This window comes from Pseudomonas sp. MS01C9 (assembly GCF_058202755.1).
This window is the reverse complement of sequence record NZ_CM177073.1, coordinates 2,501,481-2,516,142: the sequence shown is the minus strand read 5'-3', so window position 1 is coordinate 2,516,142 and position 14,662 is coordinate 2,501,481. Positions and strand designations below refer to the sequence as shown.

Annotated in this window: 13 protein-coding genes; 7 read left to right on the top strand and 6 right to left on the bottom strand. The window is 61.3% G+C overall.

What is annotated here, in order from left to right; genetic code table 11:
- Window position 1: 1 nt before the first annotated feature.
- Entirely contained in the window at window positions 2-823 is an 822-nt protein-coding gene (aroE, locus tag AC1M7R_RS11565) for a shikimate dehydrogenase (RefSeq protein WP_076405844.1), read from the top strand.
- A 128-nt stretch (window positions 824-951) separates the two neighbouring features.
- Here the strand turns inward: aroE and AC1M7R_RS11560 are convergent, their stop codons facing one another.
- From AC1M7R_RS11560 to betC, 3 genes are all read right to left on the bottom strand, one after another.
- Window positions 952-2,520, bottom strand: a complete 1,569-nt coding sequence (locus tag AC1M7R_RS11560) for a SulP family inorganic anion transporter (protein WP_490610413.1) — start codon at window positions 2,518-2,520, stop codon at window positions 952-954.
- Between the two features lie 200 nt (window positions 2,521-2,720).
- A complete protein-coding gene (gene choX / locus AC1M7R_RS11555; RefSeq protein WP_072398204.1) occupies window positions 2,721-3,641 on the bottom strand; it encodes a choline ABC transporter substrate-binding protein in 921 nt (306 codons plus the stop codon).
- 15 nt (window positions 3,642-3,656) lie between these two features.
- The gene (gene betC, locus AC1M7R_RS11550; RefSeq protein ID WP_072398229.1) at window positions 3,657-5,171 is read right to left on the bottom strand and encodes a choline-sulfatase; all 1,515 of its coding nucleotides are present in this window, start codon (window positions 5,169-5,171) and stop codon (window positions 3,657-3,659) included.
- Between the two features lie 114 nt (window positions 5,172-5,285).
- Between betC and AC1M7R_RS11545 the strand changes: the two genes are divergently transcribed.
- The gene (locus AC1M7R_RS11545; RefSeq protein ID WP_072431298.1) at window positions 5,286-6,236 is read left to right on the top strand and encodes a choline sulfate utilization transcriptional regulator; all 951 of its coding nucleotides are present in this window, start codon (window positions 5,286-5,288) and stop codon (window positions 6,234-6,236) included.
- 33 nt (window positions 6,237-6,269) lie between these two features.
- On the opposite strand, the gene AC1M7R_RS11540 is transcribed toward AC1M7R_RS11545, so the two are convergent.
- The gene (locus AC1M7R_RS11540) at window positions 6,270-6,929 is read right to left on the bottom strand and encodes an NAD(P)-dependent oxidoreductase (protein WP_072398232.1); all 660 of its coding nucleotides are present in this window, start codon (window positions 6,927-6,929) and stop codon (window positions 6,270-6,272) included.
- Window positions 6,930-7,013: 84 nt separating this feature from the next.
- Between AC1M7R_RS11540 and AC1M7R_RS11535 the strand changes: the two genes are divergently transcribed.
- The 3 genes from AC1M7R_RS11535 to AC1M7R_RS11525 all read left to right on the top strand — a co-directional run bounded on the left by AC1M7R_RS11535 (window position 7,014) and on the right by AC1M7R_RS11525 (window position 9,930).
- Entirely contained in the window at window positions 7,014-7,352 is a 339-nt protein-coding gene (locus AC1M7R_RS11535; protein ID WP_072398234.1) for a DOPA 4,5-dioxygenase family protein, read from the top strand.
- A gap of 427 nt (window positions 7,353-7,779) precedes the next feature.
- Window positions 7,780-9,087, top strand: coding sequence for a CitMHS family transporter (locus AC1M7R_RS11530; protein WP_072398236.1), 1,308 nt, complete (start codon window positions 7,780-7,782; stop codon window positions 9,085-9,087).
- A 75-nt stretch (window positions 9,088-9,162) separates the two neighbouring features.
- Window positions 9,163-9,930 (top strand): TerC family protein, encoded by a 768-nt coding sequence (locus AC1M7R_RS11525; RefSeq protein WP_072398238.1) that lies wholly within the window; start codon window positions 9,163-9,165, stop codon window positions 9,928-9,930.
- A gap of 115 nt (window positions 9,931-10,045) precedes the next feature.
- On the opposite strand, the gene AC1M7R_RS11520 is transcribed toward AC1M7R_RS11525, so the two are convergent.
- Together AC1M7R_RS11520 and AC1M7R_RS11515 are read right to left on the bottom strand one after the other, a co-directional pair.
- Window positions 10,046-10,882: an IS3 family transposase gene (locus AC1M7R_RS11520; RefSeq protein ID WP_076405277.1), complete on the bottom strand. Its 837-nt coding sequence runs from the start codon at window positions 10,880-10,882 to the stop codon at window positions 10,046-10,048.
- Window positions 10,879-11,181 (bottom strand): transposase, encoded by a 303-nt coding sequence (locus AC1M7R_RS11515; protein ID WP_076405275.1) that lies wholly within the window; start codon window positions 11,179-11,181, stop codon window positions 10,879-10,881. The genes AC1M7R_RS11520 and AC1M7R_RS11515 overlap by 4 nt, the downstream gene beginning before the upstream one ends.
- A 307-nt stretch (window positions 11,182-11,488) precedes the next feature.
- On the opposite strand from AC1M7R_RS11515, the gene AC1M7R_RS11510 reads away from it, so the two are divergent.
- Window positions 11,489-13,147: a Na/Pi cotransporter family protein gene (locus AC1M7R_RS11510; RefSeq protein ID WP_490610412.1), complete on the top strand. Its 1,659-nt coding sequence runs from the start codon at window positions 11,489-11,491 to the stop codon at window positions 13,145-13,147.
- A 60-nt stretch (window positions 13,148-13,207) separates the two neighbouring features.
- On the top strand, window positions 13,208-14,584 hold the full coding sequence (locus AC1M7R_RS11505) for a M16 family metallopeptidase (protein ID WP_076405848.1): 1,377 nt from the start codon (window positions 13,208-13,210) through the stop codon (window positions 14,582-14,584).
- Window positions 14,585-14,662 lie beyond the last annotated feature (78 nt).

The window sequence follows — 14,662 nt, the reverse complement described above, 5'->3', positions numbered from 1 at the left end:
CATGGACCGCTACGTTGTAATGGGTAACCCGATCGGCCACAGCAAGTCGCCGTTGATCCATCGCCTGTTTGCCGAGCAGACCGGACAGACGCTGGACTACAGCACCCTTCTGGCCCCCCTGGACGATTTTGCCGGTTGCGCACGGGAATTTTTTCGCGAAGGTCGCGGGGCGAATGTCACGGTACCGTTCAAGGAAGACGCCTTCCGACTGGCCGACAGCCTGACCGAGCGGGCGCAGCGGGCCGGGGCGGTCAACACCCTGAGCAAGCTGGACGACGGCCGCCTGCTGGGCGACAACACCGATGGTGCCGGGCTGGTGCGGGACCTCACCGTCAACGCCGGCTTCAGCCTCAAGGGCAAGCGCATCCTGTTGCTGGGCGCGGGCGGGGCCGTGCGTGGTGCCCTGGAACCGCTGCTGGCCGAAGCGCCGGCCTCGGTGATCATCGCCAACCGCACGGTGGAAAAAGCCGAATTGCTGGCGGAGCTGTTCGCTGACCTGGGCCCCGTCTCGGCCAGTGGCTTCGATTGGCTGCGAGAGCCGGTGGACCTGATCATCAATGCGACGTCTGCAAGCCTGTCCGGAGACGTACCGCCGATTGCCGCAAGCCTGATCGAACCCGGCAAGACCTTCTGCTACGACATGATGTATGGCAAGGAGCCGACTTCGTTCTGCCGTTGGGCCCGTGAGCAAGGCGCGGCGGTGGCGATGGATGGCCTGGGGATGCTGGCCGAACAGGCCGGCGAAGCGTTTTTTCTGTGGCGCGGGATACGCCCGGACACGGCGCCGGTACTGGCGGAGCTGCGCCGCCAGTTGGCCCTGTAGGCTTTTGGCTTGTGGCGAGGGGATTTATCCCCGTTGGAGTGCGAAACAGTCCAAAAAAAGCGGAGCGATGCGACGTTCCGCTAAATCCCCTTCCACAGGCGTATGGGCCTTGAGCTCTCTGCGCGCCTTCAGTCTTCGAAGAGAATCGGGCAGTGCTGCGGCCCCTCCAGCTTCATCAACTCCTCCACCACATGGGGCCTGGCCTTGCGCAAGGTCAGGCGGCGTCCCTGGGTGCGCAGCCGGCGGGCTTCCTGATGGAGCATTTCCACCCCGGAATAATCGATGAAGTTGATCTGCTGGGCATCGATCACCACCTGTTGCGCCTGCAAACGTTGCAGGCGTACCTGCAGGTAATGGCTGGCCCCGAAAAAGATCGAACCACCGACCCGCAGGATATCGGCGTCCCCTTCGCGGGAATGCTGCACTCGGGGCTGCGAGGTGCGCTTGAGGTAAAAAAACAGCGAGGCCAACACACCGGCATAGATGGCGGTCTGCAGCTCCAGCAGCAAGGTGGCCAGGCACGTCAGGCCCATCACCATGAATTCGGAGCGGCTTACCCGGTACAACGCCCGGATGCCACGATGGTCCACCAATCCCCAGGCAATCAGCAGAATGCTGCCGGCCATGGCCGGAATAGGGATGTGCGAGATCAGCTTCGCACCGGCCACCGCGAACAAGGCCACCCACAATGCCGAGAACACCCCGGCCAGGGGCGAACAGGCCCCCGTTTCATAACTGAGGCCGGAGCGAGTGAAGGAACCGGCCGACAACGAGCCGGAAAAGAAACCTCCCACGATATTGGAAAGGCCCTGGGCCCTGACTTCCTGGTTCGCATCGAGCAATTGCCCGGAGCGTACCGACAGCGAACGGGCAATGGACAAACTGGTCACCAACCCCAGCATGCCCACCGCAACGGCCCCGGGTAGCAGACGCAGTATCAGCTCCAGGTCCAGCGGCAGCGGCGTGAAGGGCGGCAGGCGCCCGACAAAGGCACTGACCAGCGCCACATGCCCGAACATCGTCGGCCACAGCCAGACCACCAGACTGCTGATGACCAGGGTTATCAACAGGCTCGGCCAGCGCGGCAGCAGCCGCTTGAGCACCACACCCAGCACCAGTGTTCCCAAGCCCAGCAGCAAGGAAGGTTTATCCACAGCCTGGATATGGCTGAGCAACATCAACAGGCCCTTCAGCGCCGTGGCTTCGTTCGGCAGGTCCAGGCCCAGCAGGTTGGGCAATTGCCCAAGGGCGATGACCACCGCCGCGCCCAGGGTGAAACCCAGCACCACCGAGTGCGAAACGAAATTCACCAGGGCGCCGAAACGCAACAGCCCCAGCAACCATTGGAAAATGCCCGCCAGTACCGTCAGCAGCAGGATCAGGGTGATGTAGTCCTGGGAAGCCGGCACGGCCAGAGGGCTGACGCTGGCGTACAAGACGATGGAGATCGCCGCCGTAGGCCCGCAGATCAGGTGCCACGACGATCCCCACAGGCAGGCGATCAGCACCGGCACGATGGCCGCGTACAAACCGTACTCCGGGGGCAAGCCGGCAATCAGGGCGTAGGCGATGGATTGCGGCAACGCGAGAATCGCACCGCTCAGGCCGACGATCAGGTCGCGGCCGACACTCTGGCGGGTCTGCCGGGGCAGCCAGCTCAGGAAGGGAAAGAGTGAATGGCGCGTGGGGATTGCCATGGGGCCTCAGGGATGGGGTTTGGCGAAAGAGTAACAGGACAGCGCGCCGCTCTCTCTGTGAAGGTCATATCTGTGGCGAGAGGATTTAACCCGCTGGGTTGCGAAACCTCCCCGATCGGTTGGCGCCATCCCTGGCACGCTGGGGGGCTTCAGGGCTGCTTCGCAGTCCAACGGTGATAAACCCCCGCCACAGGCCGGCCTTACAGCTTGGCTTTCACCGCCGCCAGCGCATCCTTGCCATCCAGGGTCTTCACGCCGTCCAGCCATTTGTCCAGCACCGCCGGGTTGGCCTTGATCCAGGCCTTGGCCGCTTCGGCGTTGCTGACCTTGTTGTTCACCACGTCGGCCATGATGCTGTTTTCCATTTCCTGGGTGAAACTCAGGTTGGTCAACAGCTTGCCAACGTTCGGGCAGGCCTGTGCATAACCCTTGCGGGTCAGGGTATAGACACTGCCTGTCTCGCCGAAATATTTCTCGCCACCCTTGAGGTAATGCATCTTGAGCTGCACGTTCATGGGGTGCGGCGTCCAGCCGAGGAAAGTCACGAATTTCTGTTTCTTCACGGCCCGGGACACTTCCGCCAGCATCGCCTGTTCGCTGGACTCCACCAGTTTCCACTCGCCCATGCCGAAATCATTGGTCTTGATGATTTCCTTCAAGGACAGGTTGGCCGGGGCGCCAGAACCGATGCCGTAGATTTTTTTGTCGAACTTGTCGGCAAATTTGTTCAGGTCGGCAAAGTTATGCACACCTGCATCCCACACGTAATCCGGAACCGCCAGGGTGAACTCGGTGCCGTCCAGGTTCTTGGCCAACTGCGTGACATCGCCCGTGGCCACGAACTTGTCATAGAAGCCCTGCTGCGCCGGCATCCAGTTACCCAGGAAGACGTCGACCTGACCGTCCTTGAGGCCGCCGAAGGTGATCGGCACCGCCAGGGTATCCACTCTGGGCTTGTATCCCATGCCGTCCAGCAGCAAACCGGTAATGGCGTTGGTCGCCGCAATATCGCTCCAGCCCGGGTCGGCCATCTTCACCGTTTCGCAGCTCTGCTCGGCCCACGCCGAAGCACTGCTCAACGCCAACAGCCCGGCGGTCAGTACTGTGGATAACTTTTGCATGTGCTTCCCCTTACGTTATTGGTTTTGGCAGGGTTGTGGATAACGGGCCTTGCGCTCCAGATCGTCGAGGTCGATGTGATTGCGCATGTACTGCTGGCTGGCGTCCACCAGCGGCTGGTGATCCCAGCTCTTGAGTTTGCCCAGGGTCAGCGCCTGGGCGACGAAACGACGGCGCCGCTGACTGGCGAGCACCTGTCGATGAATGCCTGGGATGTCCCACTTGGCTCGCGCTTCGGCGAGAAAATCGGCGAATAGCTGCTGGTGATCCGGCGATTGGCTGAGATCCTCCAGTTCCCTGGGATCGTTTCGAACATTGAACAGCAGGCACGGGTCGTCTTCGCTGTAGATGAATTTCCACGGACCACGACGGATCATCATCAAGGGACTGATGGTGCCTTCGGCCATGTATTCACCGAACACTTCATCGTGCCCGCCCTGCCCTTGCAGGTGCGGCACCAGCGACCGGCCATCCAGGGGCAGGCCCGGCTCCAGGGTGCCGCCGGCCAGTTCCACCAGGGTCGGCAGCAGATCGGCAGTGGACACCGCCGCGCCGACGCGGCCGCTGGCGAATTGGCCAGGCGCACTGATCAGCAGCGGCACACGAGCGGCCATCTCGAACCAGTGCATTTTGTACCAGAGGCCTTTCTCACCGAGCATGTCCCCGTGATCGCCGGAGAAGATGATGATGGTGTCGTCCATCAGGCCGGTATCCTCCAGGGTCTGCAGCAGCTTGCCGATGTTGCTGTCGATGTAGCTGCACGCACCGAAGTAGGCACGACGGGCATCGCGAATCTTATCCACAGGCAGGGGCTTGTCCCACAGATCATAGACTTTCAACAGGCGCTGGGAATGCGGGTCGAGCTCGCTTTGCGCCGGCGTGTGGGGCAGCGGGATGTCCTTGTCTTCATACAGGTCCCAGAAGGTCTTGGGAATCGTGTACGGGTCATGGGGGTGGGTCATCGACACGGTCAGGCAGAACGGCTGGTCGCCGTCCTCGCGGATGTGGTCGAACAGATACTGCTGGGCCTTGAAGACCACCTCTTCATCGAAGTCCAGCTGATTGGTTCGTACGCAAGGCCCGGCCTGCAACACCGAAGACATGTTGTGGTACCAGCTCGGCCGCACGTCCGGTTCGTCCCAGTTCACGGCCCAGCCGTAGTCGGCGGGGTAGATATCACTGGTCAGGCGTTCTTCGTAGCCGTGCAACTGGTCGGGTCCGCAAAAGTGCATCTTGCCGGACAGCGCCGTGCGATAGCCCAGGCGTCGCAGGTAATGGGCATAAGTCGGGACATCAGCGGGAAAATCCGCCGCGTTGTCGTAGGCGCCGATCTTGCTGGGTAACTGGCCGCTCACCAGGGTAAAGCGCGACGGTGCACACAGCGGGCTGTTGCAATACGCGGCGTCGAATACCACGCCCTGGTCGGCCAGGCGTGACAGGTTTGGCAGCTTGATCGGCGAAGAGCCATAGATCGGCAACATTGGCGCGGCCATCTGATCGGCCATGATGAAAAGAATGTTCTTGCGCTTCATGTGTTCGCGGCATTCCATAGTGAGCGGTTATGGGAAATTGCTGCGATCGAGCATGTGCCCCGTGTCTGTTGCGGTAAAGCCCATGCAGAACAATAACTAGGATAAGCACAGCTTATGTATGACGCCTTGGGTGACCTGTCCCTGGACCTGTTCCGTGCCTTTGAAGCCGCGGCTCGCCAACGCAGCTTCACGGCGGCGGCCGTCGAGCTGGGGACCACGCAGCCGGCCATCAGCCAGCAGATCAAGCGCCTTGAAGAACAACTGGGCACGCGCCTGTTCGACCGGATCTATCGCGGGATCGAGCTGACCGAGGCCGGCACGATCCTGTTCGAACAAGTGCAGGCGGGGCTGCAGAACATCGACGAGGGACTCAACGCCATCACCGCTCAACGCCAGCACGAAGTGTTGCAGGTGGCCACGGACTTCGCTTTCGCGGCCTATTGGCTGATGCCGCGCCTGCACCGTTTCCATGCGGCCAACCCACAGGTGGATGTCAGCCTGGTGACCAGCGAGCGTAACCACAACATGCTGCGTACCGATATCGACGTTGCTGTGCTGTTTGGCGACGGTCGCTTCAAACAAGGCGAAAGTCGCTGGTTGTTCAGCGAAGAAGTATTTCCGGTGTGCAGCCCGCTGCTGCTCAAGGAACGTCCCCTGCCCTTGTCCGCCCAGGCGTTGTCCGAGCTGCCCTTGCTGCATTTGCGAGGCAGTAACAGCAGCAACTGGTTCGACTGGAGCGGCGTGTTCCGGGAACTGGGCATCACCTCGCCACCGGCCCCCGGGCAACTGCGTTTCGACAACTACACCCTGCTGATCCAGGCGGCGATTGGCGGCCAGGGCGTCGCCATTGGCTGGCGGCACCTTGTGGATAACTTATTGGCCCAAGGCCTGCTCTGTCGTCCGATTACCGAGACGGTGCTGTCGCGGCTGGGGTACTACGTCGTCTTGCCCCAGCGCAAAAGACGCGGCGTCCTGATCAAGCAGTTCGTGGACTGGCTGATGGAAGAACAGGCCAACAGTGGCGAGTCGCTTACCGGCTTGCCATTACCGTCGATTGCCGTCTGAGTGGCCAGGGCGCTCGCTCGTCGGGGCTGGGGATCAGGTGGCAGCCACGAAATTCACATGTTCGCCCACATGCAGGTTCAGGCGCAGCTCATCGGCAATGCCGACCGCCACACGGTTGAGCCTTTCGAGGGACTCGGCCACGCCGGGTTCCAGGCTGGTGCTGACCTGGCTGAAATGCTCGATACTCAACCCGGCGGCGGCATAGGGTGAGTTGACGAGGGTCCATTGCAGCGAGCTGTGTCGCAGGGCATCGAGGATCTCCTCGGCGGCATGACGCTGCAGGTCGTCTTCGACCTGTTCCTCGTCCAGCACAGCGAAATCCCCCACCAGGAACAACCGGGAAACCTTGACCGCCTGCATCCCGGCAATCAAGGCATCCACCGCCAGCACCTGTTCCACCGGGCCCGGAATGAGCGTGCGCTCCACCTGTTCGCTGTTCATCGGCAAACCCGGAGCGTTCAGCAGACACACCACCGCGTCGGTACCGGCGACGCTCTGCTTGACCCGTTCGGGATCATAGAGATCCCCCGTCTTGGCCCGCAGGCCCGGACGCGGCGCCAGCGCCGTGAGATCATCGAGAATGGCAATGACTTCATGCTGGCGCCGCAGCATCTCAGCCATCAACGCACTGCCGAGGCTGCTCATGGCACCATAGAGCACCACTTTGATGACCGGGGTTTCGGCGTTCTTCATGGCTGTTTTCCTTTTTTACCGCATGTAAGCCTCTGACCCGTGGAAAACCCGGAGGGTTCGGCCTTGCAGGACAAGGAGTGAAAGATGCAACGGATCAAGGGCTATCATGCCCACGTCTATTTCGATGCCAGCACCCTGGACCAGGCCCGGGCACTGTGTGAGGAAGCGGCGCAGCTGTTTGCGCTGAAGATGGGCCGGGTCCACCAGCGTCCGGTCGGCCCTCATCCGGACTGGAGTTGCCAGCTGGCGTTCGACCCGCAGTACATCGGCGTAGTCCTGCCGTGGCTCGCGCTCAATCGCAATGGCCTGGTGATCTTCCTGCACCCGGACACCGGCGATGACCTGAAGGACCACACCGACCATGCGATCTGGATGGGCGCGATGCGGCCGTTGAATCTTTCGGTGTTTGCCGCAAGAACTTGATTGCTACTGTGGCGAGGGGATTTATCCCCGCTGGACTGCGCAGCAGGCCCAAAAGGGCAGAGTGCATTCTCCGGGTATTACACGATGACAGGTTTCAGGGCCGCTTCGCGCCCCAGCGGGGATAAATCCCCTCGCCACAGCAGTGCTGCCTAACAAGGTCATCATCTGCGGCTCGTCCCCATTTACCCTGCGAAAGCTTGATGAAAGCTAGCGCGATTAGGATCGCCCCCACTCCCGGCAAAAGACCGGCGGCCCGAGACGCAGCTCGAATGCGCGTCTGGCCTTTTTAACAACAACAATGGTGACCCTGATGTCCTCTGCTATTCATCCCGTCGTACCCACTCCATCCGTCCGTTCCGTGCCTCTCGTTCTGCGCTGACCTCTGCGGTTCGCCTTTACCCGCCACGCCACGCCTGGAGTATTCCCCATGCTGACTTTCCTTGGCTTCGCCATGGTCATCACCTTCATGTTCCTGATCATGACCAAGCGCCTGTCCGCGCTGATCGCCCTGATCATCATTCCGATCCTGTTCGCCCTGTTCGGTGGTTTTGCGCCGAAAATCGGCCCGATGATGCTCGAAGGCATCACCAAGCTCGCCCCGACCGGGGTGATGCTGATGTTCGCGATTCTGTATTTTGCGCTGATGATCGATTCCGGCCTGTTCGACCCGGCCGTGCGCAAGATTCTCAAGCTGGTCAAGGGCGACCCGCTGAAAGTTTCGGTCGGTACCGCCGTTCTGGCGCTCGTCGTCTCCCTCGATGGCGACGGCGCGACCACTTATATGATCTGCGTGGCCGCGATGCTGCCGCTCTACAGCCGCATCGGCATGAGCCCACGGATCATGGCCGGCCTGATCATCCTCGCCGGCGGCGTGATGAACATGACCCCTTGGGGCGGCCCGACGGCGCGTGCGGCCAGTGCGTTGCATGTCGACCCGTCCGACATCTTCGTTCCGATGATCCCGGCGATGGCCTTCGGTGTCGTGGCGATCCTGGTGATTGCCTATATGTACGGCAAGCGCGAGCGTGCGCGCCTGGGTGAACTGCACCTGGTGGGCGAGGAAATGGATCACAGCGAGATCAGCGTTTCCCAGTTCCCGGACGCCCGCCGTCCGAAGCTGATCTGGTTCAACGGCGCGCTGACCCTGGGCCTGATGTGCACCTTGATCGCTGGCCTGCTGCCGCTGCCGGTGCTGTTCATGGTGGCCTTCAGCATCGCGATGATCGTCAACTACCCTTGCCTGCAGCAGCAGAAAGACCGAGTTGCGGCGCATGCCGGTAGCGTACTAGCGGTGGTCGGGCTGATTTTCGCGGCGGGTATCTTCACCGGCATCCTGTCCGGTACCGGTATGGTCGACGCCATGTCCAAGAGCCTGTTGGCCGTGATCCCGGATTTCCTCGGCCCGTACCTGGCCGTGATTACCGCGCTGGCCAGCATGCCGTTCACTTTCTTCATGTCCAACGACGCATTTTATTACGGGGTGTTACCGGTGCTGGCCGAAGCAGCTAGTCATTACGGTATCTCGCCGGTTGAAATGGCACGTGCCTCCATCGTTGGCCAGCCCGTGCACCTGCTGAGCCCGCTGGTTCCGTCCACCTACCTGCTGGTAGCCTTGGCCGGGATCGAGTTCGGCGACCACCAGCGCTTCACGCTGAAGTGGGCAGTACTGGTTTGCCTGTGCATAATGTTCGCCGCCTTGCTGATGGGGATTTTTCCGCTGTTCAGCACTCTATAAAAGCAACATATGACGCTGCGTCGCTCTCCTACGAACCGAAGCGACGCGGCCTAACAAACGCTCAAAGGAACTCACATGGAATGGCTGACCAACCCGGAAATCTGGGTTGCCTTCTTTACCCTGACGGCCCTGGAAATTGTCCTGGGCATCGATAACATCATCATGATTTCGATCCTGGTCAGCCGCATGCCCAAGCACATGCAGGCGCGCACCCGGATTTTCGGTCTGGCCCTGGCCATGATCACGCGGATCCTGCTGCTGTTGTCCATCACCTGGGTCATGCGCCTGACCACCGATTTGTTCGAAGTGTTCGGCAAGGGTATCTCCGGTCGTGACCTGATCCTGTTCTTCGGTGGCCTGTTCCTGCTGTGGAAAAGCTCCCAGGAGATGTACCACGCCCTGGAAGGTGAAGACGAAAGCAACGAGGCGCCTGCGGGCAAGGGCGGCAGCTTCATCTACACCATCATCCAGATCGCGATCATCGACATCGTGTTCTCCCTGGACTCGGTCATCACCGCCGTGGGCATGGTCTCCCATGTACCGGTCATGGTGGCGGCGATCATCGTGGCGGTCCTGGTGATGATGCTGGCCTCGGGCACCATCAGCCAGTTCATCGACAAGCACCCGTCGCTGAAAATGCTGGCGCTGTCGTTCCTGCTGGTGGTCGGTACCGTGCTGATCGCCGAGTCCCTCGATGTGCATGTACCTAAGGGCTACGTCTACTTCGCCATGGCGTTCTCCCTGGCGGTGGAAGCCATCAACATCAAGATGCGCACCGCGATGGCCCGCAAGCGCAAGCAGCAGGATCCAGTGAAACTGCGCAAGGATGTTCCCGGTCAGTAACGATACGGGGCAATGAACGAAGGGGCTCTCTGGAGCCCCTTTTTCATGCCCGGAGAAAGGCCCCTGTGGGAGCGAGCTTGAACTGGTCAAGTAATTCTGGACACCAGTTAAGGTTTCACGCCGCCAGTTTCTCCATAGCTACCGGCGACCGGTAGTCGTTGTAGCTATGGAGCCTGACGTTGTTGTAACGCATCACATAACGTTGTATATCCACACGAGCTTCGTGCTCCGAGTTGTAACCATTCTCTGGCACCCACTCCGACTTCAAGCTTCCAAAAAAACGCTCCATTGGGGCGTTGTCCCAGCATTCACCTTTACGACTCATGCTGTGCACAAGCCCGTGCCTATTTATTTCATTCCTGAATTTATGGCTGGTGTACTGGCAGCCTTGATCAGAATGAAACAGCACTCCCTTTGGGCGGCCTCGCAACTCGACCGCCATCCGCAGTGCCTCGCAAGTCAGCGCGGCGTCAGAAATCAACGAGAAAGACCAGCCCACGATCCGGCGAGCGTACAAATCCAGAACAGCCGCAAAATACAGCCACCGATTGCCGACCTTGATGTACGTCACATCGCCACACCACACCTGGTTGATCGCCGTGACATCAAACTTGCGTTTGAGCAGGTGCGGCGTCACCAGGGCTTCCACACCGGAAGATTTGTACTTGTGCCGTCGACGCTGCCGACTCGCAACACCGGCTTCACGCATCAAACTGCGAGCCATATGTCGCCCGACACGATGCCCCTTTGCTTGCAGCTCCTTGGAAAGGGTGCGAGCCCCCGCGGATGCTCTGGATTCCTTGTGATGCTCGACCAGCACGGCTTTAAGTTTCTCCCGCTCAGGCTTCACCTTGCCTTGGCGCTGCCGCCAAGCGTAAAAGCTGCTGCGGTTGACTCCAAACGCCCGACAGCAATTGTTAACGCCGTACTGCTCGTCCAGCTCATCGATCAACGAGAATGATCTTTGGAGTCCAAAAGCAGGAGAGCACTGGCCTTTTTTAGGATTTCAATGTCCAGGTCTTTTTGCCTGAGCAACGCTTTGAGCTGCTGAATCTCTCGCTGATCGGCGGTAATCGCCTTGGCCCCTTGCGGGGTTGAGCCCAAGCGTTCTTGACGCACCTGATCGACCCAACGGCGCAAGGCCGTTGGGCCAATATCCAAACTGGCACAGACCTCTGGGACCGACTGGCCCTCGTCCAGCACCAAGCTGGCAGCCTTGAGCTTGAATTCCCTGGAATAAGATTTACGCATAGCCAAACACCTCAGATTTGAGCGCCATCATAGCGCCCGATTGAAGTGTCCAAAATCATTAGGCCAGTTCAGCTTGCTCGCGATAGCGGTCTGTGGGCAATGAAGAGGTTGAATGTCGGGGCCCCATCGCGAGCACGCTCGCTCTCACTGGAGCTGAGGGGGTATTTTTATGACAGTTTTGTTTCAAACGATTCTTTAGCTGTGCAATGCTGGCGTCCGAACCGTTCGCCAACTACAGCTTAAATACAAGAACGAAGAATGTGGCACCGTCAATTTGTCCCTTTGGGACGCTAACAGGGGGCTTCTCATGCTGACCCTGCTCAACTTGCTCTCCGCCGTGGCCCTGCTGATCTGGGGCACGCACATTGTCCGTACCGGCATCCTGCGGGTCTACGGCTCGAACCTGCGGCACGTCATCAGCCAGAACATGTCCAGGCGCTGGCTGGCTTTCATCGCCGGTATCATGGTCACGGCCATGGTCCAGAGCAGCAATGCCACCGCCATGCTGGTCACCTCCTTCGTCGGCCAGGGCCTGATGGCATTGACTCCTGCCCTGGCGACCATGCTGGGCGCCGACGTCGGCACGGCACTGATGGCCCGGGTGCTGACCCTGGACCTGTCCTGGCTGTCGCCCTTGCTGATTTTCCTCGGGGTGATTTTCTTCCTGTCGCGCAAGCAGACGCGCGTCGGGCAGATGGGGCGGGTGGGCATCGGCCTGGGCCTGATCATCCTGGCGCTGCAATTGATCGTCGAGGCCGCCGCGCCCATCACCCACGCCCAGGGCGTGAAAGTGATCTTCGCTTCGTTGACCGGTGACATCCTCCTCGACGCCCTGGTCGGTGCGGTCTTTGCCATGGTGTCCTACTCCAGCCTGGCCGCCGTGCTGTTGACCGCCACCCTGGCCGGCGCGGCGGTGATCAGCCTGCCGGTCGCCATTGGTCTGGTGATCGGCGCCAACATCGGCAGCGGTGTGCTGGCCTTCCTGGGTACCAGCATGCAGAACGCCGCCGGCCGCCAGGTGGCACTGGGCAGCTTGCTGTACAAGCTGATCGGGCTGTTGCTGATCATCCCGGTGCTCGATCCGCTGGTAGGCTGGCTCGACAGCCTGGACTTCAGCCCCCAGGAAACGGTCATCGGCTTCCATCTGCTCTACAACGCCGTTCGTTGCCTGGTCCTGCTGCCCAGCGTCGCCCCCATGGCGAAACTCTGCGCCTGGCTGCTGCCAGACCGTCCAGACACCAATGGCACGGCCAAGCCACGCCACCTGGACCCGGCCGCCCTCGCCACCCCAAGCCTGGCCCTGGCGAACGCGGCCAGGGAAACCTTGCGCATCGGCGACCAGATCGAAAACATGCTCGAAGCCATGCTCGACGTGCTGCGCGGCCAGCAGACGACCGTCACCCAGGAGGTCCGGCGTGTCAGCGACGACGTCGAAGCCTTGTGCAGCGCCATCAAGCTGTACATGGCCCAGATGCCCCGCGAGGACCTCAGTGAACAGGACAGCCGCCGCTGGGCGGAGATCATCGAGCTGGCCATCAACCTGAAGCTGGCCAGCGACCTTATCGAACGCATGCTGCGCAAGGTCCAGCAGCAGAAGACCTCGCAGCGGCGGTCCTTTTCCGAGGTGGGCCTGGAGGAGTTGGCGGGGCTGCACAGCCATCTGATCGCCAACCTGCGCCTGGGGCTGTCGGTGTTTCTCAGTGGCGACCGGGAAAGCGCCCGTCAATTGCTGCGTGAGAAACGGCGTTTTCGCGCCCAGGAAAGGCGCATGGCCCATGCTCACGTCAGTCGTTTGCAGCGCAAGGTCATACAAAGCCTGGAGACCAGTTCCCTGCACCTGGATCTGATTGCCGACATGAGGCGTCTCAACTCGCTGTTCTGCGGCAGTGCCTATGTGGTGCTGGAAAGTGCCGAGATCGGCGCCCTGGCGGCCGATGAAATCTCGGACATCACCCATTCGCCTTGAACATCTGGCGCGTTGTCCAGTCAACAAGGTTGGACTGTCAGTCGCCAGGATGCTCATTTTATGCGTGGTCTGTTACTCGCCCTCCTCTTGCTAGGCTCGTTGCCCGTGGCGGCCCTGGATCGGTTCCAGGTCGAAGGGTATACGCTGCCCAACGGCATGCAGCTATTGCTCAAGCCCGGCAGCGAACGCGGGCATGTCGCGATCCGGCTGGTGATTGGCGTGGGCCTGGACGATTTCAGTTGCGCCGACAAGGAGCTGCCGCACCTGCTCGAGCATGCGCTGTTCAGCGGGATCGACGAGGGTGGCGAGGGCGCGCTGGAAGAGCGCATGCAGGCATTGGGCGGCGAGTGGAACGCCTTCACCAGTAACGCCGACACCACTTTTGTCATCGAAGCGCCGGCGAGCAACCAGCGCAAGGTGCTGGACCTGCTGCTGGCGGTGCTGACCCGCACCCGCATCGACGACAAGGCCCTGGAAGCGGCCAAGCGGGTGGTCGAACGCGAGGATGGCGGCCACTACACCCACCTGCAACGCTGGCTCGACCGTCAGGACCTGGGCCACAGGGCCAGCAATCAGCTGGCGGTGGAACTGGGCCTGCGCTGCGCGGAGCGGGCCGAGGTGGGGCAACACTCCCTCGCCCGCCTCGAACAGGTTCGCAAAAGCTGGTACGCACCGAACAACATGACGCTGATTGTCGTCGGCGATCTCGACCGGGTGCTGCCGGCCTATCTGGAACGCACCTTTGGCGCGCTCGAACCGGTCGAGCCCAGCGCCCACAAACCGCTGCCGCAGATTCGCTACAGCGCGGTCACCAAGCGCAACCTGATCCGCGGCCTGTCAGGGGATGGCGCCAAGCTGCACTGGCTGTTCCCGGAGCCGGTGCTGGACCAGCAGCACGACGAAACCTTCGATCTGCTCAAGGACTACCTGGACTGGGCGCTCTATCGCCAACTGCGCCTGGCCAGTGGCCTGTCCTACGGCCCCTGGGTGGAGCGGGAAGTGTTTGGTGGCGTCGGTTTCTTCAGCCTGAACGCAGACCTGGCCCGCGAGGACCTGCCAGAAGCCGAGGCGGCGCTCGAGGCGCTGCGCAACACGTTGCTCAAGGACGGACTGGATCCCGACACGTTCATGCGCATCAAGCGCGCGGCCATCGCCCATCAGTCCTGGGCGGTACAAGGCAACAGCGCACTGGCCGATTACTACTGGGGCGCCCTGGGCGACTACGAGGACGGTCGCTTCGCCAACCCCGCCGTGCGCCTGCAGGCGGTGAGCCTGGAACAGGCCAACCAGGCCCTGGACGAACTGCTCAAGGATCCGGGTTACCTGCGCATCGAAAAGCCGCTGCTCAGCGACGATGAACTGGTATGGACCCTGGTCGCCTTGATGGGGCTGCTGCTGGCCTGGGTGGCGTGGCGCCTGCGCCGACGCAGGGCCTGACCCGCCCGGCCGGTATCATGGGTAGCGAACGGGTTTATCCCGATCGGCTGCCGGGCGGAACACTTCCCGCGTCACAAG